Here is a 22,241-nt window from a genome sequence, read left to right as displayed (position 1 = left end):
TTTATGCTGCAGAAACTGATTATCAATAATTACGCTATCATCGATCACCTCGTTATTGAGCCTGATACAAGGCTCAGTACCGTAACGGGAGAAACAGGGGCGGGTAAGAGTATTATTCTCGGCGCTTTGTCGCTCATCTTAGGCGAGCGCGCCGATACTACGGTGCTCATCAAAAAGGACGAAAAATGCGTTGTAGAAGCACATTTTGATGTTAAGAATAATAACAGCTTCAAGGCTGCATTGCTTGACGAAGAGCTGGATGATGAACCCCAGTGTATCATTCGCAGGGAGATAAGCAGCGCCGGAAAGTCGCGAGCTTTTGTCAATGATACTCCGGTTACGCTTAACGTGCTCAACAGGCTTACTTCTATGCTGGTAGATCTCCACCAGCAATTCGACCACCTTGCACTTGAGGATGATCATTTCCAGATGGATGTGATAGATGCTGTGGCGAAAAATGGTGACTTGAGAAAGCGCTATACGGACCTATACCGCCAATTCCGCAAGCTCGCGGAGGAGATAGCTTCAAAAAAGACGCAGCAGGAACAATGGCAGAAAGAATCGGATTATAAACAGTATCTGTTGAATGAGTTGACCGAGGCTGCGTTCAAAGAGAACGAAATAGAAGAGACCGAACAGCAGTTGAAACAACTGGGCCATGCAGAGAAGATACTCAATGTTCTGCAGCTTTCACGGATGACGCTGGAAGAAGGAGAGCAACCCCTGGTGAACGAACTCAAACGCATCAATCAGCAACTTCAGGGAATCGCCGAAGTAATGCCGGCCTCTGTATCATTGCAAGAGAGGCTCGCGTCCGCCCACGCGGAGCTAAAAGATATAGCAGGCGAACTACAGGACCTCGAAAGTAAGGTGAGTCTTGACCCGGAACTGATGCAGCAGATGCAGGAGCGCCAGGATCTTGGTTATAAACTGTTTAAAAAACACGCAGTACAAACTACAGCAGACCTGCTACAGCTGCAGCTACAATTGGAAGCCGACCTACAGTCGAGTTTAGACTTGAATAACGATATTGAAAAACTGCAGCAGCAGCGCGATACTGTTTTTAAACAATTGCTAGCAGAAGCAGAAAAAATGTCAGCTGCACGGCAAAAAGCTGCTCCTGAAATTTCTGATAAGGTGACAGGTTTACTTGCGCTGGTTGGTATGCCTAATGCAAGATTCGAGATACAGCTAAGGCAGGCATCAACTCCTGGGGCTTACGGTGTTGACGAGATACAGTTTATGCTTGATGCCAACAAGAGCGGCCAGCTGGTACCGGTGCACAAAGCAGCCTCTGGCGGTGAAATGAGCCGTATCATGCTTTGCATCAAATCGCTTACCGCGAAGGCAATGCATTTGCCCACGCTGATATTTGATGAAGTAGATACCGGTATATCGGGTGAAGCTGCAAGGCAGGTGGGTATTCTGCTGCGCGATCTGGCTCAGTATCATCAGGTGTTGTGTATCACACACCAGCCTCAGGTAGCAGCAAAAGGAATAACACATTTTTACGTGTATAAAGACAGCGCAAACGCCCAGCGCATCACCACAAAGGTGAAGGTATTGCAACAAGACGAGCGTGTACTAGCAATAGCACGTATGATAGGCGGCGAACAGCCCAGCGACGCAGCTATGCAAAATGCCCGCGAATTGGTGACTGTCTAAAGTTCATTACAATAAAAAAGAGGGAGCATGTGCTCCCTCTTTTCATTTAGCTAATGCCTTTTAGCGGATTATTATTTTCTCGTGTGCAAACTGCATGTTGTTTGAAAGTATTTCCACTATATAGCTGCCTGTTGGCAGGTCTGTGCTAATAGTTGCTGTGCCTGAGTTGTCAATTGCTGCTGATCTGTTCCAAACCGTGGCTCCGGCCATATTTACTATGCGCACTGTTACGTTTTTGCCAACCAGTAATTTGTGCGTGGTATTGATCGCAAATTGGCCGTTACTCGGGTTGGGAGCTACCGTTACCAGGTCATTCACCAGTGGAACGTTGTGAATAGCTGTAGTTTGTGAAGGGTCGTGTTTTTTTGACTTCCACATAGAACGGCCGTAAGTAGCAGCCCATATTTCACCTGTGTTATAATTGATGCCCAGGTCAGTTACTTCTACAACCGGTAAATTGTTTTTAAAGGGTACCCATTCTATGACGTTATAATCGCGATAGTAAACGCCGATATCCGTGCCAATGTAGATGGTGCCATTTGACGTATCGGTAGCAACACAATTTACCGGCACGTTGGGCAGTTGTTCATTGTGAAGCAGCCATCCAAAGGTTGAATCATACTCCGCAGCTTTGTTTGCGCTGTACCCATTATAGGTTATCCAAAGACGTTCTGTCCTCGGGTCGATATGAATGTCCGATACATTTCCTCCTGGCTTGCTGCGTACCTTCCAGCTTGTTCCTCCATCAACAGTGCCATAAATGGTGTTATTGGCGAGAACATAGATCTTATTTGGGTCATTGGCATTAACGGTTATCCTGTTTGCGTTGCCGCCAAATGTGCTGGATATCGAAGTCCAGTTTGTACCGCGATTGACAGATTTGTAGAGGCGGGTATAACCGGCGTAGATAGTATTTGAATTTTGCGGGTCGATGACTATCGGGGTTATCCATGCGCCGGTTGGTTGTCCGCCTGGAATGTTGTTCGAGATGTCTGTGAAGTTAGTGCCGTTATTAATGGTCCGTTTGAGTTCGCCGTATTGCTGCGAAACGTAGAATATCTTGTTATCCGTATAGTCTATCTGACATTCCATGCCATCACCACCCGCAAGTTGAGAATAGGTAGTGCCGGCAATGCGTTTAGTGCCGTTATCTTGCGCACCCCCAACTACAAAGCTGGCATTGTCGCTTACAGCATTGCGGTAAAACTGGGTGATGCCTAGCCCGTCGGTGAGGTTTGTCCAGAGATTGCTGTTAGGTGCATAGGTTTTGAAGATACCCCCATCATTGCATTCGTAGAGTGCTTTTGGGGCAATGGGGTTGTATGCGTGAAAATGTTTGTCGGCGTGTATCAGCTGAACACCCGGCATAGAGTTGTTCCATTGGTTCGATAAGGTCCAGCTATAACCACCATTGTTTGAGAACCAGGTGTTAACTCCGCCTACAACTATTTTGTTGGTATCAACCGGGCTAATGGCAAATGCCAGATCGTACCATGCCTGGCCACCGCATGCATCACCCTTGGGAGTGCTTGCCAAAATATTAGTGCTGCAGTTGGTGCCGTCGCTAAATATTTTCACCAAGGTCTTAGCCGTGTCGCTTGAGCGGTAAATACCTTCAAGTCCGTAGCTGGCATTGCCGACCACCGCCTTTACAACGTTAGGGGCAGCGGGCGATACGGCCATCATAATACGGTTGGCGCCTACCAAGAAACTCGTAGAAGGCTGCCATGTGGCTCCGCCATCGGTAGAATGGTAGATCGTGTTCATAGTAGCTGCATAGAGTACATTGGTATCTGTAGGGTGGTACAATACTTGCCTGAAATCGCCGGCTATGGTCATGTTCCAGGATGCTCCGCCATTGTAACTTTTGTACATACCGCTGTTGGCTGCCAATGTGATGGAGTTGGTATCAATGGGGTTGATCTCAAGCCAGTTGGTCGACATCATGGCGCTTGTAGGCCATACTAAGCCCGTTGTATCCCAGTTAAGGCCTCCATCATATGATTTCAAAACGCCCACACTGAAATTATCTTTTGCGTCACGATCTCCCGTACACAGGTAAACGGTATTAGGGTTGGCAGGGTTGAAATCAATATCGGAGACTCCAAGTACAGGCAAATAGTTGCTGATGATACTCCAGTTCACACCGCCGTCTGATGTTTTCCATGCACCACCGCCTGCGCTGCCAATCCAAAATGTATTGGTGTCAGTAGGGTGAAAGGATACTACATTAATACGTCCTACTCCATTATTACCTGTTCCGGTAAATTTGTCCGGGCCGGCAAACTGCCAGGCCGATTGGTCGACAGCGGTAGTTTTGTTGCCCGTATTTTCCTGATTAATGGTGCGTGCAGCCATCCAGTTTTGCAAAGGGCTTACCATGTAGCCATTATCATCCAGGTGTCTTTCCCAATACCATAACCAGCGGCTGAAATGGTAATTCTTGCCTTCTTTCAGGTCGCCTTCCTCATCTTCGTCGTGGTCGTCGGCGATACCGGTGTTGTTCCTTTCCCAGGCGTTAACAACATCCTGAAGTTTTAAGGGCTTTGTTTGATCAAACCCTCTGAGCCAGGGTTGAGCGTTAGCCGAAACGCCGAACAAGAAAGCGGCGCCAAGCAGAAGCAGTTGTTTCATTTTTGTTTTAAGGCATTACTATATCCTTTGCCCTCTTGATATTTTTTACGGACAGGGAAAGCCATGCACTTTTAGTTGTTTTGAAAAATATTGTGTTGGTTGCTGTTTCCGGGATGGAGGAGGGGACCGGGTATTTGCCACCTGGAACAGGTAGCAGTTCTAAGGTATCATTTTTTTTGATCTTGTTGAGGGCAATTGGTTCAGCTGTATATACAATTCCTTGTGCTGAAACAGATTGCTTCTTCGCCCTTGCTTTGGCTATAGAACATTGGATCCAATCACCTTCGCTTCGCCAGAAAAAGGTTTCAGGGGTTTGGCTGCTTTTCCAGACTATCAGTATCCTGTATTCATTAACAGGTTCCATCCCCGGTGCTCCGGGAAGCGTGCGCTGCAATGTAGCCTGAAGCGCTTTTGCGTATGTCTCACCGTTTTTTACACCGGTGGTTTTTTTTGTTTGTGCGCATGCTGAGAAACCGATGACAAGAACAGAAAATAGCGCGGCCGCTGAAAGTTTTAATTGCATACCCTGTTTTTGGAAACGGCTAAAGATAACAAAAAAAGCTACCCGGCGACTAACCAGGTAGCTTTAATAAGGGAATGCAAAGCATGGATTATTTCTTAACGATCTTCATTTCATTGAGCAACCATCCGGCGCCACCAAGTTTTTCGATAATAAATAATGTATAGCGTACATCTAAACTAATGTTGCGGCAAAGATTAGGGTCAAAGTACAGGTCGCTCATGGTGCCTTCCCAAATGCGGTCGAAGTTGGTGCCGATCAATTCTCCCTTAGCATTCAGAATAGGACTGCCTGAATTACCGCCTGAAGTATGGTTGCTGGCGATAAATGCAAGAGGTACTGTACTATTTACTTGCCATTTGCCGAAGTCTTTAGCCTGGTAGAGGTCTTTGAGCTTTTGCGGCATGCGAAACTCTTCGACTTCAGGATTGTCTTTGGCAACAGCTTCGGTAAGGTTTGTTTGGTAAGAGTAACCTGCCGGGCCATCGGGGTCAATGCCTTGTACAGTGCCGTACGTGAGGCGCAACGTCAGATTGGCATCTGGATAAAACTGGCGGGTGTTGTCCAGCTTCATCTGACCATTCATATATAAACGGTTTAGGTAGGCCATAGAGTTGTAATAGTTATTTAATCCGGGTAGCACTTGCGCCTGCCTCATTGTATTTATGGCAGAATATAGCTGCCATGCAGGGTCGGCAAGAATCCAGGTGCTGTCTTTCGGGTTGACCGATGTGGCCAGGTTATTAAGTTTTGCTTTGTCCGAGGCCAGCGAACGAAACACATAAGCTGCCCATGATTCGTAATTACGACCCTGCTCAGCGAATTGTTTCGAAAACGCTGGCGGCACACACGTGCTACACTGTTCAAAATACATCGGCATCAGGGCTCTGAAAACCTGTTTGTCGGTTGCGACATCATAGTTTTTATAGAAACCGTCTGATTGAGCAGCAATTTTAGCCAGTGTGTCCTGCAGGGAGTTGCCATTGATACCGCTGCGGTATACCTTAAGTATCCGGTCAAGGATAGATGCCTGCTGCAGAAGTTCTACGCCATATACAACCTCTTTGATGTACTCATCTTGTTTGATAAGCGGATTGGCAGCCTGTGAACGAGCGCCGATCTCGGCCAAAAGATCATCCAGGTAGGGCATTTCGGTATCCGTATTAGCCCATCCCTGGAATTTAGCTTCGTATGCCTGTTTTTTTGCAGGTACGTTGTTCAACTTCAGGCCTCTTACTTCGCCCTGCCATTTTTTCCAGCCGTTGGCCAGTGATGCTTTTTTCGAGGTGTATTTCAGGAAAACGTCGCGTGATTGCTGCATGTTTTCATTCCAAACATCCAGCTTTTTTGTGCGTGCCTCGATGCGGATCGGGTCTATTATATTAGCAATATGATTGAGCTGGTACGAAGAGATATATTCCATAGTTGTACCGGGGAACCCATAAACCATAGTAAAGTCACCTTCTTTATATCCAGATGCATTGATAGTGAAGAAAGCGGGGGTAGTGTAAGGCTTGTTGTCTTTTGAATAGTCAGCAGGTTTATTGTCTTTACCTGCATAAACGCGAAACATGCTGAAATCGCCTGTATGGCGTGGCCACATCCAGTTATCGGTATCGCCGCCAAAAGTGCCTACGCCGTTGGGCGGGAAACCCACCAGGCGAACATCACGAAATGTTTCGATAATGCTTACCCAATACTGGTTACCATTATAATATGGTTTGATGCTTGCGTCGAGTTTGGTTGTAAAGCGATAACCTGCTTCCAGGTTTTTGATCCTTGTTGCTATAATGCTGTCCCGTTGAGGCGTGTTTAGCGTATCGGGCAGCCCGCTCAGGATGTTTTGGGTTACATTTTCCATTTTTCGGATAAAACTGACAGTAAGACCGGGGCAGGGGAGCTCCTCGGCCTGACTTTTGGCCCAAAAACCGTTGGCAAAGTAGTCTTTTTCTTTGCTGCTCAGGCCCTGAACGGTGCCGTATCCGCAGTGGTGGTTCGTCAACAATAGTCCTTTGGGCGAAATGATCTCGCCAGTGCAGCCTTTGCCAAAAAGCACCACGGCGTTGTTTAAGCCGGTGCCGTCTTCGCTATAGAGTTTTTCAACGGGTATCTGCAAACCCATTTCTTTCATGTCGTTTTCACGAGATTTTAATGTCGGTGGAAGCCACATCCCTTCCTTTGATTGAACCTCTGTCGAGCCAACTAAACCAATAAATAGAGCGGTCTTACTAATAAATGAGCCTAAACGCTTTGTCCGAAACATTGAAATTTAATTTTAAAAGAAATAAATATAGTGCTTTGCTATAAAAGTTATTACGTAATTGTTATATTAGCCCAATAGAAAGTGAAATTCTTGTCAGCATTATGAGAAAACGCCTACTCTTTGTAGCACTTTTAATAGTGTCGCAGCTTGAGATATTGAACGCCCAAATCATGTTCGAAGCTCCGGACACTGTGTGTGTACGCCAGCCGGTGCAGCTTATTAGCAATGTTCCGGGTGCGGCATCACACTACTGGGGTTTTTGTTCAGGCTACCTATTGAATACCCCTACGGGGCTCAATCTCGGTAAAACTCCTTATAACGTGGATGGTCCTACAGACATTGATATCGTTAAAGAAGGGGATAATTATTATGGCTTTTTAGTGGCCGGCAAAACAAATGAATTTAAACGACTTTCGTTTGGTAAGGATCTCGGCAGCATTCCGGTTGTCACTAACTATGGCAATTTTGACAATGCTCTGCCCCAGGCGCTGAACGCCCTTCAGATAGTAAGGGATGATTCGATGGGTAACTGGCATGTTTTCGTTACCGGTGGTACAAGTTCTGCAAATTCAGAAATGGCGCGTATCGACTTTGGCAAATCGCTTGCTGATACTCCTAACATCGTAAACTTCGGTAACTATACCGGCATGCTGAATGCACCACATTCAATGTTCATTGCTAAGGAAGCGGGGAACTGGATAGGTTTTGTGCTCAACAAGGGTGATAATAGCCTCATCCGGTTCGACATGGATACCAATATCTCGCTAACTCCAAGGTATAAAAATCTTGGTCCCATAGTTCTTAGTGATGGTCCACACGATCTGGCTGTAATACGAGAAGTTGGTAACTGGCATTTTTTCATCACCAACGAAACCAATAACAGCGTGACCCGCCTTGACATCGGGCCGTCGCTTAACATTAGCATAGTTCCGCCTCCTCCTACAACACAGGTTAATACAGGAGACTTCCAGGGCACACTTTTTGCGCCTAATGGTATTACGCTTATACGGGATTGCGACAATCTGCACGCTTTTGTTACAAACAGGGGATCGCATGAACTGGTGCGTATTGATATTCCCATTACGACAGATATTTCAAGTTACAACGCCAAAAATTTTGGTAGTGTCGGAGGCCTGTCAGCACCTTCGGGTATATCCCGCGTGGTACGCGAAAGGGATAACCTATACGGCTATATTACCAACTATGCCGATAGCACGATCACACGGATCACATTCGCTCAGTGTAACAACAGCAGCATACCATTCTCAACTACAAACAGGCCTCCTGTATATACTTACGATGCACCGGGATATTATAACATTTACTACGCAGTAAATGAAGGTACACCTGATATGGCTGTACAGTGTAAACAAATCGCAGTATTGAGAATTCCTCCGATGGAGCTCAGCAATGATACGACCATCTGCCAGGGAGATACTATTATGCTGCGTGCTCTGTCTATCCAGGCGCTGAACGTAACCTGGTCACCAAACTTCAACATTTCCGCTACCGACGCGATCGATGTTAAAGCATGGCCTGACTACACCACACGTTATAAGATCACTTTCCCTTACAGAGATGGTTGTATCGTAGATACAGCGATCGATGTAACCGTTCATAAAGTGAAAGCTGACGCCGGTCCTGACCGTACACTGATCGACGGTGCTTCGACACTGCTCGGCGGACCATTCACAACAACAGGAACATGGTATGCCCATGTATGGCAACCCGCCCAGTTCATCAACAACAACCTGATACTGAATCCGACAGTTAATCCGCCGTACGACTTTACTTACTTCCTTACTGTGACAGATACCAACGGTTGTCGCGACGTAGATACAGTAGTTGTTCGTGTTAACTGTACTGATCTTGTTCTTCCAAATGCATTTGTGCCGAAGATGAGCGATCGTAGTGACATAAGCACCTTTGGTCTGTCAAATAAGCAACTGATCAAGCTGAACCATTTCAGGATATTTGACAGGTGGGGTAAAATGGTATTTGAAACAACAGATGCAACCAAGCGTTGGGATGGAACTGTGAATGGCGAAGATGCACCGATGGGCGTGTACGTGTGGGATGCGGATGCCTTCTGTATATCGGGGCAGCGGATACAGAAATCTGGCAACGTGACGCTAATAAGATAAGTTGCCGGTGAGTGAGGTTTTTTGTTAACTTGCTCACATGTCGGCATACTTATTCGAGATAGAATTACAAACAATAACAGAAGAACTGAGCAATATGATACCTGAACACAGGGAGCATATTGCTCAACTTTTTTCACAGGGTCGCTTGTTCTCCTATAGTGTTTCGCAAAACCGCAAAATGGTGTGGTGCGTTGTAAATGCCGAAGATGAACAAGAGGCAATGGAAATGGTAGCTCGATTCCCGCTTTATAAATTTTTCACAGACGTTTCTTGCCACCCATTGTTATTTCATAATACATTGCCAGCTTCTCTACCTGACATATCGCTTAACTGATATGTTAAAAAATAGTTTTATCCATTGATTCCCCCTATTTTTTTATAAGTAAAGGCAATGAGCATTTCCTTGCCAGATAAAGTTTTTCGGCCGAACTTTGCCCTTCCAAAATCAAATACGAGAAATGAATAACAATGTTGTTACAGTAGGAAGCAAGTTTCCGGAGTTTAGGAAGAAGTCAGTTGTGTCTATCGAGAAAGGTAAAGAGTTTAAAGAAATAGGTAATGACTATTTTGAAGGAAAATGGGCAGTGATGTTCTGGTGGCCAAAAGATTTTACCTTTGTTTGCCCTACCGAAATAGCAGAATTTAACAAAGCATTTCCCGATTTTCAGGATCGCGACACTGTCCTGTTAGGTGCTTCTACAGATACTGAATTCGTGCACCTTGCATGGCGCAAAGATCATAGCGACCTGCGCGACCTGCGTTTCCCAATGATCGCAGATACGTCAAAATCACTGGCCGAAGCACTGAATATCCTGGAACCAAACGAAAAGATCGCATATCGCGCTACTTTCATCATCGATCCTCAAGGTATTGTTCGCTGGATCAATGTTAACGACCTGAGCGTAGGCCGTAACGTTGCCGAGGTGATCAGGGTACTGGATGCGCTGCAAACTGATGAGCTGTGCCCTTGTAACTGGACCAAAGGCGAAGAAACACTGACTGCTAAGCAAAAAGCGGAAGCTGCAGCGATCAACAATTAATGTAACGCTTAGTATATATCCACCTCTGAATAAAACCGGAGGTGGATTTTTATTTAAATACAAACGATATGCAAAACGAAACCATCGCAAATATGTTTAACGACCTGGGAATAGACCCGGGGCACGAGAGCATAAACCTGCAAAAGCTGGCTGCTGTCGACAGCCGTTTTTTGCGCGATACGAAGCTGAATGTGAGTGCTGTGCTTGGCAGCAGCAATATGAACCGCAAAGAGACGACATTGCTTGCAATGGCTACAGCAGTGAATGAAAAGAATGATGTATTGACCAAAGCATTCGAGCAACTGGCAATAAAGGAAGGTGCATCAGATGCTGAGATCGCAGAGGTTCATGCCTGTACCGCTATTATGGCAACCAACAATATTTTTTACCGCTTTAGGCATTATATGCATGATGTGGAGTACTATAACAATACCCCTGCAGGACTTCGTGCTAGTGTCATGATGAACCCTGTGCTTGGTAAAGAGTTTTTTGAGTTGATGAGCCTGGTAGTTTCAGCTCTTAACGGCTGCGAACGTTGCGTTACATCGCATGAGGGCTCTGTGAAACAGCATGGCGCCAGCGAGCCGCGCATTTACGATGCGATCCGTCTCGGCTCTGTTATCAAAAGCCTTTGCGTGATCGTTTAATAAGCTCTGAGATAGTATTTTGATAAAGCCCCTGTTGGGGCTTTATTTTTTAGCTGGCTAGCGGAAAGAACACGGTAAATGTACTGCCTTTGCCTTGTGTGCTTTCTACCTTTGCGCGACCACCGTGGGCCTCTACCATTGCTTTCACATAGCTGAGGCCAAGGCCAAAGCCCTTGACGTTATGAAGGTTGCCTGTATGCGCGCGGAAGAATTTTTCGAAGATACGGGTCTGGGTCTCCTTGTTCATGCCGATACCGTTATCCTTAACCTTAATAGCCAGCATATCGCTGCTTACCTCGGTCGATATCTGTATTTCAGGTTGTTCTCTGGAGTATTTAATGGCATTGTCGAGCAGGTTGAAAATGATGTTGGAGAAGTGTACCTCATCGGCGTCTATTTCAAACTTGGGCGCCTGGAGGTTTAGGGTGAGTGTACCATTTTTCTCCTGTATCTGCAGCGACAGGTTGTCGGCTACCTTGCGTATAGTGTCGTGGGCATTGATGCGCTGTAGCTTCAGTGTTATATCTTGTTTCTCGATGCGGGCGGCCTGTAGTATTTTCTCTACCTGTTTGTTCATCCGCTTGTTCTCATCCTTGATCATGCCGCTGTAGTAGCGTATTTTCTCGGTATCGTGTATCACCTTCTCATTTGTCAATGCGTCGATTGCCAGAGATATAGTGGCCAGTGGGGTTTTTAGCTCGTGCGTCATGTTGTTAATGAAGTCCGATTTGATCTCAGAAAGCTTCTTTTGAGTGAACATGGTACGCACGGTAAGTGCAAATGCAGAAGTAATGATGCCGGTAAACAGGATCGATGCCGCGATCATCCAACCCATTTTGCGAAGTATATAATTGCGGTCTTCTTTGATGTACAAGTGCAGGGTTTCCCGGAAGTTTGCCTTCTCAGGGGTGAGCAGCACATCGCGAGTAGATTTGTAATATTCTGGCAGAAACCCAGGAGAGTTAACAATAGGCGCCTGGAAGATATTGGTGATACTGTAGTCGAAAGGGTCTTTAATGTTATTATTGACCAGTGCGCGCTGGATGCCTTGCTGTACTTCGTCGGGGGTAAGTATTTGCGTGGTAAAGCTCTGTAGGTAAAAATTCTTGGTCTCCTCGTTATACCAGCCTACGTTGCCTGTGTATTTAAGGAAAAGGTCATGAAAGTTGGTGCGTATTTGCAGGATAGCCCGGTTAATGTCTTGTTCGCGCTGCTTTTGCCTGAGGGAAATAGCATTGTTGATCCACGACATCTGGATAAAGATGATACCCAGCACGGATAGAGTGATCAGGACTACGATGAGCGGAAATATTTTCTTCATGCTAAAGCAAATTTACTACCTGTGCACTAACCCCGGCTGCCAAACAAAACCTTTGGCTTCAATTTAACGCAGTTTTTTAAAAATTTATACCAATAGCCTTGGGCCCAAACAAGGGAAATCATCGTTAGGCAGCCGATAAACGGTAAAATTTACCTCCAAAAAGTTTCGAAACATCAGGATAATGTTTAGTTTTAGGTGTTAATTTACAATGGCTATGAAATTTTATTTACCGGTCCTGACTTTGGCGTTGACTTCCCTAATGGCGTGCAAAAAAGTAGAGGTGCCCCAGGGGAAAGAAGAGATGGTGCGCGGCAAGTGGAAGCTGGAGCTTGACAATGATAAGGGTATTTTGAAAGAATACACTTTTTACCCAACATGGGATACGTCTAAGAAACCAATTGATACGCTATACACGTCTAACTCAAGTTCAGAAACCATCCAGGATACAATACGCAGGGTAAATGGTTTTCCTGAGTGCAAACTTGATGATTTTCTGGAGTTTGGCGAAGGTATTGACGGTGTTTTGAATACCGGCGAAAAGAAATGCCCTAGCGGTGAAACGAGCGAAGTGCCTATAAAGTGGGGTTTCAAGGATAATTACACCCGCATGTATATTTACGAAGCCGGTGAGATGTTCCTTGGCAATGATGACCTTGTAGGAGATGTAGTAGAACTGTCTGAAAGCCGTATCAAATTAAGGTACCAGGTTATACGTCCTGTGTTCTTTAATGGGGTATATATGCAGGATACGGCATTCTATACAATTGCTTTAAAAAGATAACGACCAGAGGATGATCTTATAGCCACCGGTCGAAGCCGGTGGTTTTTTTATTTACTAATTTATAACAGGGCGTAATTTGTACCTTTGCCCCGTTTTTAAGCTACAGATTCTAGTTTATGATACATATAACACTACCGGACGGATCGGTTAGAGACTACCAGGAAGGCGTTACAGCGTTGGATGTTGCCAAATCGATAAGTGAAGGACTGGCCCGCAAAGTGCTGGCTGCTGAGGTAAATGGCGAAGTGCGCGACGCAATGCGCCCCATTAATGCTGATGCAAGCTTAAGGCTGCTGACGTGGGATGACAAAGGTGCAAAATCGACCTTCTGGCACTCGTCTGCCCATCTTATGGCCGAGGCGCTCGAAGCCCTGTTCCCCGGTGTGAAGCTAGGTATCGGACCGTCTATCGACAATGGTTTCTATTACGATGTGGATCTGGGCGACAGAACAATAGGTGAGGAAGACCTCAAGAAGCTGGAAGATAAGATGCGCGAACTGGCTAAGAAGAACAGCTTTTACCAGCGCCAGGATGTACCGAAAGACAAAGCGATAGCCTATTTTACCGAAAAGGCTGATCCATATAAGATCGAGCTGCTGCAAGATTTGAAAGATGGCGAAATAACCTTCTATACGCAGGGTGATTTCACTGATCTCTGCCGCGGCCCGCATATCCCGAATACAGGTTTTATCAAGGCTGTAAAGCTTACCAATATTGCCGGTGCTTATTGGCGCGGTAACGAGAAAAACAAAATGCTCACCCGCATTTATGGTATCACCTTCCCCGCGCAGAAAGAGCTGGATGAATATCTCGCATTGCTGGAAGAAGCTAAAAAACGTGATCACCGTAAGCTAGGTAAGGAACTGGAGCTATTTACCTTCTCTGAAAAAGTAGGTAGTGGCCTGCCTTTGTGGCTACCTAAGGGTGCTATGCTCCGCGAACGCCTGCAGCAATTTTTGCAGAAAGCGCAGATAGAAAGCGGTTATTTGCCGGTTGTGACACCACATATCGGCAGCAAACAGCTGTATGTTACTTCTGGCCACTGGGAAAAATATGGCAAGGATAGCTTCCGCCCGATAACAACACCCCAGGAAGGAGAGGAGTTCATGCTGAAACCAATGAATTGCCCGCATCACTGCGAGATATATAAATCTTCACCAAGATCGTATAAAGAGCTGCCATTGCGCCTTGCTGAGTTTGGTACTGTGTATAGGTACGAGCAGTCGGGCGAATTGCATGGCTTGACACGTGTACGTGGCTTTACCCAGGACGATGCGCACCTGTTCTGCCGCCCAGACCAGGTGAAAGAAGAATTTAAGAAAGTGATCGACTTGGTGATGTACGTGTTTACCTCGCTTGATTTCGAAAACTTCACCGCCCAGATATCATTACGTGATAAGGAAGACCGCAGCAAATACATAGGATCAGAAGAGAACTGGCAAATAGCAGAGAACTCGATCATGGAGGCTGCTGCTGAAAAAGGGCTGAAGACCGTTGTAGAATATGGAGAGGCAGCCTTCTATGGCCCTAAGCTTGATTTTATGGTGAAAGACGCGCTGGGCCGCAGCTGGCAGTTGGGTACTATCCAGGTAGACTACAACCTGCCTGAGCGTTTTGAGCTGGAATATGTTGACTCTGATAATAGCCGCAAACGCCCGGTAATGATACACCGTGCACCGTTCGGATCTATGGAGCGCTTTATAGCTGTATTGATCGAACACTGTGCTGGTAACCTGCCTTTCTGGCTGGCACCGGTACAGCTTAAAGTCCTGCCTATCAGTGATAAGTTTGGTGGCTATGCCGAAGAGGTAGCTGCCGTATTGAAACAAGCTGGTTTAAGGGCAGAGGTTGATGACCGCAACGAAAAAATAGGCAAGAAAATACGCGATACAGAACTAATGAAGGTGCCTTATATGCTTGTTGTAGGCGAAAAAGAGATGAATGAAAGGATGGTAGCAGTACGTAAACATGGCGAGGGTGATAAGGGAACTATGGGCCTGGAAGCCTTTGCTGAAGAGATGAAACAGTTGGTTAACACACAATTAAGCGGAAGGAAGCCGGTTGCAATGGCATAAACTTTTTATATGTCGGCCATATAGATTAGTAAAACAAATCGCTATTTTTGACATCATTTTTAACAACCATTAATGCAAAAAAGACCAAAAGGGAAACCATATTTTAAACCAAGAGTACCACAAAATGAACATCGCCTGAACCGTGAGATCACCGCAGCAGAAGTGAGGGTGGTGGGCGAAGGAATAGAACCGGGTGTTTACCCGCTGGCAGAAGCCCTTAAAATGGCTGAGGCACAGGAAGTTGACCTGGTAGAGATATCGCCGAATGCAGTACCTCCTGTATGCCGTCTTATCGACTATAAGAAGTTCCTTTACGAGAAGAAAAAGAAAGATAAAGAACAAAAGGCCAAGTCGAAACAGTCTGAGGTAAAAGAGATCCGCTTTACGCCGAATACTGATGACCATGACTTCGATTTCAAAGCAAAACATGCTGAGAAGTTTTTGCAAGAAGGTAACAAAGTAAAATGTTATGTGCAGTTCAAGGGTAGGGCTATCATGTTCCAGGAACGCGGAGAGCTGCTGCTGTTGAAGTTTGCAGAGCGCCTGGCCGAGGTCGGAGCTCTGGAATCAATGCCGAAAATGGAAGGTCGCAGGATGTTTGCGATATTTACTCCTAAGAAGAAGAAGTAGTTACGATAGCGTTCGTTATTGAATTGTTATTGTGAAAAAAAAATTTTTGGGACTATTGTTTGGAATTGAAAGGCAGCATATCTTTGTACCTACAAAAGACAACGAAAAAATAACAAGCGCGAAAGCGTTATATTATAAAGATGTTTTCATGGTGATAGGGTTTATAGGGGCTGGCCTGTTCTCAGGCTGGCTTTTTTATTTTAGATAATATTAACGAAATCCGTTTTGCCATAATCGTATTGCAAAGTATCTTTGCATCAGTTTTCATAGTGATAGGGTTTATAGGGGCTGGCCTGTTCTCGGGCCGGCTTTTTTTATTATCTTAGAACATCTTAAGCACTAGCACAACCTTTATGAATTTTGCTTCGTATCGCCTTATCGCGGCAATTCTGTTTGTTATTTCTTTTTCGGCTGCTAACGCACAACCTCTTTCTGTCTATACCAATATGCAAAACCAGGTAATGGTTTGGGACAAAGGCATGTTGCGTAAGATAGATTACCTGCCCCCTGTAGAGTTGAAAACCGGCCGCACCACGATCCCTTATCTCGACAATTCAAGGTCATTCAAAATATACTATAAGGGTGGAGTGCGTACTGTCAACAGCGGCTTTACAAACGAATTCAAGGTAAGTGACAATCTGGCCATATTCCTGAATGCGCGCACATTACATGTTTTTGATAATGGTGAAATCAAACAGCTCACCACCTATTGTACACAGTATTTCATTGGTGATAGCATTGTACTGTTCTTTGATGGCATTCGCAGTGAATACAAAGCGTACTACAACGGTGAAATCTATGGTATCGAAAACTTCCTTGCAGGCAATCCACTAGAGGTAGTAAAAGTATCGGATAACCTGGCTGCTTATGACAACTATGCTAATCAATTCAGGATATTCTACCGTGGCCATATCATCAACCAGGAAGACTATGCAGTAACGAGTTTTGAAGTGGGCAGAAATACAGTTGGGTATGTTGATATAAACAGGCAATTCAAAATATTTCATAACGACGAGACCTATGTGGCTGAAGACTTTCCGCCAACAGAGTATAAGGTGGGAGACAACTTAGTTGCTTATGTCTCCAACGATGGGTACTTCAAGATATTTTACGATGACAGTGTACGCTCTATTGGCTTTTTTACTCCCGATTTCAGGGTGACCGATAATATGGTTGCTTACAAAGACCCGAGCGGCTATCTGCGGGTTTTTTATAAGGGTACGGTGTACACCTTAGAGCCGTATTACCCTGAGAAGTTCGTAATGCAATACAACTCTATTGCTTACGTAAACAGGGCAAACATGCTTCGCCTTTTCACCGAAGGTGAGGTGTATGATGTGACTGCCGCTGAAACTGAGAGCTGGGAACTAACTTATGACGTGCTGAAATACCAGATCGGCCGCAATATGTTCCGTATCAATTACAAAGGGGTAGAGTACTAATCTTTCAGGTACCGTTTTACCACACGCAATGTATGTGTGCGCTTCTTAAGAGAGGTGCTGATGATACCACCGGGGTCTATCCTGTCTATTACAACCCTTCCGCTGGTTTCTGTGGCGTGAATGATCGTGTGGTCATTAAGCAGCAGACCAACGTGAACGATCTTTCCTTCAGCGTTGTCGAAAAAAGCCAGGTCGCCGCAGTGTGCATTTTGTAAAAAATCTACGGTTTCACCTTCCAGCGCCTGCTGGCTTGCATCGCGGGGTATTGGCTTTCCGCAAAGTTTGAAGGCCATTTGACTAAGACCAGAGCAGTCGATACCTGCTATCGAACGTCCTCCCCACAGATATGGAGCATTGAGGTATTGCAGAGCTGCTTGTTTCAGATTCTCCTGGGTAACCTCCAGTTTTTTTATAGTCAGCTTTTTGCCCTTGAACTTTCCTACCTGGTTCATTACGGTAGTTTTGCCATTTTTTACTCCAAACAGTTCGCTGCCTATGGGCAACCATTGTTCGCTGTGTTCAAAAACAAGACGGTCTCCGTTGCGGGCTACAAAAAACTTCGGCGCTCTCCTGTACTCTTTGTAAGACACATAGGTAACCTGTCCTGTACGGCACCAGCCTTCATATCCTTCCCATTCGCACCTGATGCGCGCCCAGTCTTTATCATTTATTTCCAGAACTTCGGCGCGTTCGCCAAACAGCATCTCGTTTACTTGTTCGGACCGGTGTGAAGGCTCAGCCCGCACGGGCATTACAGATACATTACAAAAAGCGTAGGTTAAGACCATTGGAAACTACTTACCGCAATATTACTGCTTAAACCACTGATAGTTGAATAATTCGACTACCTTTCACTTCTCTTTTACAGTTTTTCTTCATTTCCTTTTACAGAAAATCTTTTATTAACTTAGCACGCTAAATTAAGCCTAACTATATATGTCCGTATTTTGATATTCATAGGCTGATTGAAATGGACCAAATTATTAGACTAAACACTCAAATTCAAAATGGATTCTACAATTATTGTTGCCATCACAGCGGTGGTAGCTGTCCTCATAGGTGTCTTTCTCGGTAAAGCCATATTTGCAAAAAATACCCGCCAGCAGGTTGAAGAGGCCGAAAACCAAGCCAAAAAACTTATTGATGACGCTAAAGCCCACGCAGAAACACTAAAAGAGAAGAAAATTCTCGAGGCTAAAGAACACTTTTTACAACAGAAGAGCCAGCATGAGAAGGAAGTCATGCAGCGCAACCAGAAAGTTGCTGAGGGCGAGACACGTATCAAACAGCAACAGCAGAGCCTGAATGACAAAAATGCCGGCCTGCAAAAGCAAATAAACGAATACGAACAGCAGAAGTTGAACCTTGATAAGCAACTGGAAATTGTGAACATCAAGCGTACTGAACTGGAACGTCACCAGGAAGAGCATATCAAACGCCTCGAGAAGGTGGCCGGTCTTTCAGCTGATCAGGCTAAGACCGAGCTGATGGAGGCTGTGAAAGAAGAAGCTCGCACCCAGGCTATGGCCCATGTGAAGGAGATCATGGAAGAGGCTAAGGTGAACGCCACGAAAGAAGCTAAAAAGATTGTTATCCAGACCATACAGCGTACTGCTGCTGAGCAGACGATCGAGAACGTTATTACGGTATTCAACCTGGAAAGTGATGAGATCAAAGGCCAGATCATTGGTCGCGAAGGTCGTAACATCCGCGCTCTTGAAGCCGCTACCGGTGTAGACCTGATCATTGACGATACCCCCGAGGCTATCGTACTGAGCTGCTTCGATCCGCTGCGCCGCGAGGTAGCACGCCTGTCGCTGCAGCGCCTGGTACAAGACGGTCGTATACACCCGGCACGTATCGAAGAGGTGGTGGAGAAAACCAAGAAGCAACTGGAAGAGCAGGTAATGGAAATAGGCGAACGTACCATCATCGAGCTAGGCGTACACGGTCTGCACAAAGACCTTGTGCGTATGGTTGGTAAGATGCGTTTCCGTTCTTCTTACGGTCAAAACCTGCTGATGCACTCTAAAGAGACTGCGAACCTTTGCGGTATCATGGCGGCAGAACTGGGTCTTGGACAAAAAGTTGTAAAATTGGCAAAACGTGCAGGTCTGCTGCACGATATAGGTAAGGTGCCTGACGAAGAAACAGAACTGAGCCACGCACTGCTGGGCGCCAAGCTGGCGGAAAAAGCTGGTGAGCATCCTGCTATCGTAAACGCTATTGGTGCGCACCACGACGAGATGGAAATGGCTTACATCATTTCACCAATCGTTCAGGCTTGTGATGCTATTAGCGGTGCACGTCCAGGCGCTCGTCGCGAGATGATGCAAAGCTACCTGCAGCGTATCAAAGACCTCGAAAACCTTGCTATGGCTTACAACGGCGTTGAGAAAGCGTACGCCATACAGGCGGGCCGTGAGCTGCGCGTAATTGTAGAAGCAGAAAAAGTGACTGATGCTGACAGCGATCGTTTGTCGTTTGAAATAGCCGACAAGATCCAAAAAGAAATGCAGTACCCGGGCCAGATCAAAGTAACGGTTATCCGTGAACTGAGAGCCGTGAATATTGCACGATAATAACTTATAAATAATTGGTTTGGAATGGCTGCCCTGAGGCAGCCATTCTTGTTTTTTACAGCTCTAACCTTAGCCTCCATCAAAAGCATCTCGCTACCTTGATCTTATTAGCCTTACCCATGACTTGGTTACCGTCACCGAACGCGGAAGAAGGGCTGGCTTACCACAAATGATAAATACTGTGTTTGGATAGTTGCCGGCGATGCAGTACTTTTCATGCCCGACCAAGTACATACGTTTTTAGTATTTCCACATCACGCATTCTCAGGTAAAACTGACTAATGGCATGACAGGAAATACTTTTGACAATAAGGATTTGGATCTTGCTATTGAGCTATATCAAAGCGCAGAACAATTAGCAGGCATAGGCAGTTACGAGATCAGACTTGCCACAGGAGAGATGGTCTGTTCCGAAAATCTCTGCCGCCTGCTTGGTCGTGAAAAACCAACCATTGGGTGTTCTTTACCTGATTTTCTGGCAATCGTTCATCCTGATGATCAATCTGTGCTTCAGGAACATTTCAATAAGGCACTCGACGATAGTAAGCCTTTCGAGATCGAGTTTCGCGTGCTATATACTGAAAGGGAAGTAAAGGTGTTTTACCAAAAATGCAAGATATTGACGCGGCAAAATGGCGCGTCCTCTATGGTAGGCATAGTTCAGGACATAACCGCACGCAAGAATGCCGAATTGATGTTCCAGGAGCAGGCGCACTTCATCAATAAGGTAGCCGAAACGGCACCGGATCTTATCAGCGTATTTAACCTGCTTGAGCAAAAGCTCGAATACCTTAACCACAAGAACTCTGACGTATACGGTTATAGTGATGAGGAGATGATGGATATGGAGCGAGCCAGGCAACATGCCCTTGTTCATCCCGACGATAGAATATTAGTGAGGGAATATTTCGAAAGACTCGCCAATGAGCCCACCGATGCTGCTCATATTGTGGAATACAGGGCATTAGATAAGGATGGCAGGGTGCAATGGTTCCGTTCAAGAGGAAAGGTATTCAAGCGCGACCTCGCGGGTAATACAACGCATTGTCTCAATGTAATTCATAACATTACCGACACTAAACAGGCAGAAGCCAGCCTTCGCAAAAAAGAAGTCTTACTCAATGAGGCAGAGCGAATAGCTCGTATGGGAAGCTGGGAGCGCAATGTCAAGACCGATGAACTTATATGGTCAGATGAATTGTATCGCTTGTTCGGTCTCGAGCCGGCCAACGTGCCGCTTTCCATAACGTTCTACCTGGAAAATGTTGTGCACCCGGAAGACCGGGAACTTGTAGCAACCTATATGGAGTTGTTCCTTAACGGAAATACCGACCCGGTGGAATATCGTATTGTTCGCCCCGGAGGCGAAGAACGATGGATTTGTGTAAAGACACAAACGGAATACGATCTGGAAGGTCAACTATCCTTTATTCGCGGCATCAGCTCCGACATTACACAGCAGAAAAGGGCAGACCAGGAGTTGAGAAACCTGAATAAGGCACTTGTGAGAAAGAACAGAGACCTTCAAAATCTAAACGCGGAACTTAGCAGCCTGGCTAATATTACAGGGCAAGAATTGAAAGATCCTTTGCGCAAGGTCTATTCGTTCCTCGAAATGATTGCCAATAAGGAAATAAATCGTCTCTCAGAAACAGGCAGGACCAATTTGCGTAGAGCCCAGGCCTCATTGCAACGTATGAGCCTGCTGACTGATGATGTTCTGGCATTTACAGAAGTTAGCAATCAGAAGGAATCGAAATCGAAGATAGACCTGGTACAAGTTGTGAGCTTTGCGGCCAACAAGCTGAGAGATAAGATCGAAACGTTTGAAGTTGTGATAGAGTATGGTGAGTTGCCGGTCGTGAAGGGCTTCCGGGCGTTGCTTTCAAACCTGTTTTACCATCTTATCGACAATGCCATTAGGTTTAGAAATGAAACAGCAAGACCGCGTATTACGATCACAGCCGAAGTAGGCAATGGTAAGGCTATAGGCATTGCAGATGCAACTGAAGATGGAGAATACCTGAAAATACAGGTAACGGATAATGGACTTGGTTTTATGCAGAAAGACAGCGAACAGATATTCAATATGTTCTCACCATCGCAGGGCAGGGATCGTGGGCGTGGTGCGGGAGTGAGCCTGGCTATCTGCAAAAAAATTGTGGATAAACACCATGGCTTTATCATGGCTACCAGCCCGGATGGGGAAGGGGCTGTATTTACGATCCTGCTGCCTCTTTAAACAAAAAGGGCGCAGGTTAGTAGCTACGACTTCAGGTACGACCAAGTTCCCACATCTATAACTACGCCTGCGCTTATCTTGAATATTGCCAGGCAACAATCTAACAAGGAGATTGTCACTTAATACTGGTAGAATGTAAACGGAAGATTCTGTTCGGTAGAACAGGCGTTTGTAGGAATAGATGCAAACTGGGGCGCTTGCACAACAAAAGTAATAATGATATTTCAATTTTGCTCTACGAAGACAATCTCTTGT

16 protein-coding genes are annotated in these 22,241 nt (G+C 45.7%); 11 read left to right on the top strand and 5 right to left on the bottom strand.

The window, feature by feature from the left end; genetic code table 11:
* The first annotated feature begins 3 nt into the window (after positions 1-3).
* The gene (recN, locus tag P2W83_RS00975; RefSeq protein WP_276131805.1) at positions 4-1,665 is read left to right on the top strand and encodes a DNA repair protein RecN; all 1,662 of its coding nucleotides are present in this window, start codon (positions 4-6) and stop codon (positions 1,663-1,665) included.
* A gap of 60 nt (positions 1,666-1,725) precedes the next feature.
* Here recN and P2W83_RS00970 read toward each other — a convergent pair whose 3' ends face one another.
* From P2W83_RS00970 to P2W83_RS00960, 3 genes are all read right to left on the bottom strand, one after another.
* Complete coding sequence (locus P2W83_RS00970; RefSeq protein ID WP_276131804.1) at positions 1,726-4,299, bottom strand: T9SS type A sorting domain-containing protein; 2,574 nt, start codon at positions 4,297-4,299, stop codon at positions 1,726-1,728.
* 7 nt (positions 4,300-4,306) lie between these two features.
* On the bottom strand, positions 4,307-4,822 hold the full coding sequence (locus tag P2W83_RS00965; protein WP_276131803.1) for a hypothetical protein: 516 nt from the start codon (positions 4,820-4,822) through the stop codon (positions 4,307-4,309).
* 88 nt (positions 4,823-4,910) lie between these two features.
* Entirely contained in the window at positions 4,911-6,989 is a 2,079-nt protein-coding gene (locus P2W83_RS00960) for a S46 family peptidase (protein WP_276133699.1), read from the bottom strand.
* Positions 6,990-7,183: 194 nt separating this feature from the next.
* Here P2W83_RS00960 and P2W83_RS00955 point away from each other — a divergent pair, with 194 nt between their 5' ends.
* From P2W83_RS00955 to P2W83_RS00940, 4 genes are all read left to right on the top strand, one after another.
* On the top strand, positions 7,184-9,226 hold the full coding sequence (locus tag P2W83_RS00955; RefSeq protein ID WP_276131802.1) for a T9SS type B sorting domain-containing protein: 2,043 nt from the start codon (positions 7,184-7,186) through the stop codon (positions 9,224-9,226).
* A gap of 37 nt (positions 9,227-9,263) precedes the next feature.
* Entirely contained in the window at positions 9,264-9,560 is a 297-nt protein-coding gene (locus P2W83_RS00950) for a muconolactone Delta-isomerase family protein (RefSeq protein WP_276131801.1), read from the top strand.
* Between the two features lie 124 nt (positions 9,561-9,684).
* Positions 9,685-10,266, top strand: a complete 582-nt coding sequence (locus tag P2W83_RS00945; RefSeq protein WP_276131800.1) for a peroxiredoxin — start codon at positions 9,685-9,687, stop codon at positions 10,264-10,266.
* A 68-nt stretch (positions 10,267-10,334) separates the two neighbouring features.
* The gene (locus tag P2W83_RS00940) at positions 10,335-10,913 is read left to right on the top strand and encodes a carboxymuconolactone decarboxylase family protein (protein WP_276131799.1); all 579 of its coding nucleotides are present in this window, start codon (positions 10,335-10,337) and stop codon (positions 10,911-10,913) included.
* A gap of 49 nt (positions 10,914-10,962) precedes the next feature.
* Here the strand turns inward: P2W83_RS00940 and P2W83_RS00935 are convergent, their stop codons facing one another.
* Positions 10,963-12,234, bottom strand: a complete 1,272-nt coding sequence (locus P2W83_RS00935; protein ID WP_276131798.1) for a sensor histidine kinase — start codon at positions 12,232-12,234, stop codon at positions 10,963-10,965.
* A 214-nt stretch (positions 12,235-12,448) separates the two neighbouring features.
* Between P2W83_RS00935 and P2W83_RS00930 the strand changes: the two genes are divergently transcribed.
* The 4 genes from P2W83_RS00930 (at position 12,449) to P2W83_RS00915 (ending at position 17,162) form a co-directional block, all read left to right on the top strand.
* Positions 12,449-13,015, top strand: a complete 567-nt coding sequence (locus P2W83_RS00930) for a hypothetical protein (RefSeq protein ID WP_276131797.1) — start codon at positions 12,449-12,451, stop codon at positions 13,013-13,015.
* A gap of 116 nt (positions 13,016-13,131) precedes the next feature.
* Positions 13,132-15,090, top strand: a complete 1,959-nt coding sequence (thrS, locus tag P2W83_RS00925) for a threonine--tRNA ligase (protein WP_276131796.1) — start codon at positions 13,132-13,134, stop codon at positions 15,088-15,090.
* A gap of 72 nt (positions 15,091-15,162) precedes the next feature.
* A complete protein-coding gene (infC, locus tag P2W83_RS00920; protein ID WP_276131795.1) occupies positions 15,163-15,720 on the top strand; it encodes a translation initiation factor IF-3 in 558 nt (185 codons plus the stop codon).
* Positions 15,721-16,073: 353 nt separating this feature from the next.
* On the top strand, positions 16,074-17,162 hold the full coding sequence (locus P2W83_RS00915) for a hypothetical protein (protein WP_276131794.1): 1,089 nt from the start codon (positions 16,074-16,076) through the stop codon (positions 17,160-17,162).
* Here the strand turns inward: P2W83_RS00915 and P2W83_RS00910 are convergent.
* On the bottom strand, positions 17,159-17,950 hold the full coding sequence (locus tag P2W83_RS00910) for a C40 family peptidase (RefSeq protein ID WP_276131793.1): 792 nt from the start codon (positions 17,948-17,950) through the stop codon (positions 17,159-17,161). The genes P2W83_RS00915 and P2W83_RS00910 overlap by 4 nt on opposite strands.
* Before the next feature lie 219 nt (positions 17,951-18,169).
* On the opposite strand from P2W83_RS00910, the gene rny reads away from it, so the two are divergent.
* Together rny and P2W83_RS00900 are read left to right on the top strand one after the other, a co-directional pair.
* On the top strand, positions 18,170-19,744 hold the full coding sequence (gene rny, locus P2W83_RS00905; RefSeq protein ID WP_276131792.1) for a ribonuclease Y: 1,575 nt from the start codon (positions 18,170-18,172) through the stop codon (positions 19,742-19,744).
* A 286-nt stretch (positions 19,745-20,030) separates the two neighbouring features.
* A complete protein-coding gene (locus tag P2W83_RS00900) occupies positions 20,031-21,986 on the top strand; it encodes a PAS domain-containing sensor histidine kinase (RefSeq protein ID WP_276131791.1) in 1,956 nt (651 codons plus the stop codon).
* Positions 21,987-22,241: the final 255 nt, after the last annotated feature.

The organism is Polluticoccus soli (assembly GCF_029269745.1).
In the GTDB taxonomy this organism is placed as follows: Bacteria; Bacteroidota; Bacteroidia; order Chitinophagales; family Chitinophagaceae; genus Polluticoccus; species Polluticoccus soli.
Note: the sequence above shows the minus strand (reverse complement) of the source record. Positions and strands in the feature narration are given on the sequence as shown.

Excerpts from the sequence above, each read along its gene's own strand:
- P2W83_RS00940 (WP_276131799.1), top strand. The coding sequence starts at position 10,335 with ATGCAAAACGAAACCATCGCAAATATGTTTAACGACCTGGGAATAGAC.
- P2W83_RS00915 (WP_276131794.1), top strand. The coding sequence starts at position 16,074 with ATGAATTTTGCTTCGTATCGCCTTATCGCGGCAATTCTGTTTGTTATT.
- rny (WP_276131792.1), top strand. The coding sequence starts at position 18,170 with ATGGATTCTACAATTATTGTTGCCATCACAGCGGTGGTAGCTGTCCTC.
- recN (WP_276131805.1), top strand. The coding sequence starts at position 4 with ATGCTGCAGAAACTGATTATCAATAATTACGCTATCATCGATCACCTC.
- P2W83_RS00930 (WP_276131797.1), top strand. The coding sequence starts at position 12,449 with ATGAAATTTTATTTACCGGTCCTGACTTTGGCGTTGACTTCCCTAATG.
- P2W83_RS00945 (WP_276131800.1), top strand. The coding sequence starts at position 9,685 with ATGAATAACAATGTTGTTACAGTAGGAAGCAAGTTTCCGGAGTTTAGG.
- P2W83_RS00910 (WP_276131793.1), bottom strand. The coding sequence starts at position 17,950 with ATGGTCTTAACCTACGCTTTTTGTAATGTATCTGTAATGCCCGTGCGG.
- P2W83_RS00900 (WP_276131791.1), top strand. The coding sequence starts at position 20,031 with ATGACAGGAAATACTTTTGACAATAAGGATTTGGATCTTGCTATTGAG.
- thrS (WP_276131796.1), top strand. The coding sequence starts at position 13,132 with ATGATACATATAACACTACCGGACGGATCGGTTAGAGACTACCAGGAA.
- P2W83_RS00955 (WP_276131802.1), top strand. The coding sequence starts at position 7,184 with ATGAGAAAACGCCTACTCTTTGTAGCACTTTTAATAGTGTCGCAGCTT.
- P2W83_RS00950 (WP_276131801.1), top strand. The coding sequence starts at position 9,264 with ATGTCGGCATACTTATTCGAGATAGAATTACAAACAATAACAGAAGAA.
- P2W83_RS00960 (WP_276133699.1), bottom strand. The coding sequence starts at position 6,989 with ATGTGGCTTCCACCGACATTAAAATCTCGTGAAAACGACATGAAAGAA.
- P2W83_RS00970 (WP_276131804.1), bottom strand. The coding sequence starts at position 4,299 with ATGAAACAACTGCTTCTGCTTGGCGCCGCTTTCTTGTTCGGCGTTTCG.
- P2W83_RS00965 (WP_276131803.1), bottom strand. The coding sequence starts at position 4,822 with ATGCAATTAAAACTTTCAGCGGCCGCGCTATTTTCTGTTCTTGTCATC.
- P2W83_RS00935 (WP_276131798.1), bottom strand. The coding sequence starts at position 12,234 with ATGAAGAAAATATTTCCGCTCATCGTAGTCCTGATCACTCTATCCGTG.
- infC (WP_276131795.1), top strand. The coding sequence starts at position 15,163 with ATGCAAAAAAGACCAAAAGGGAAACCATATTTTAAACCAAGAGTACCA.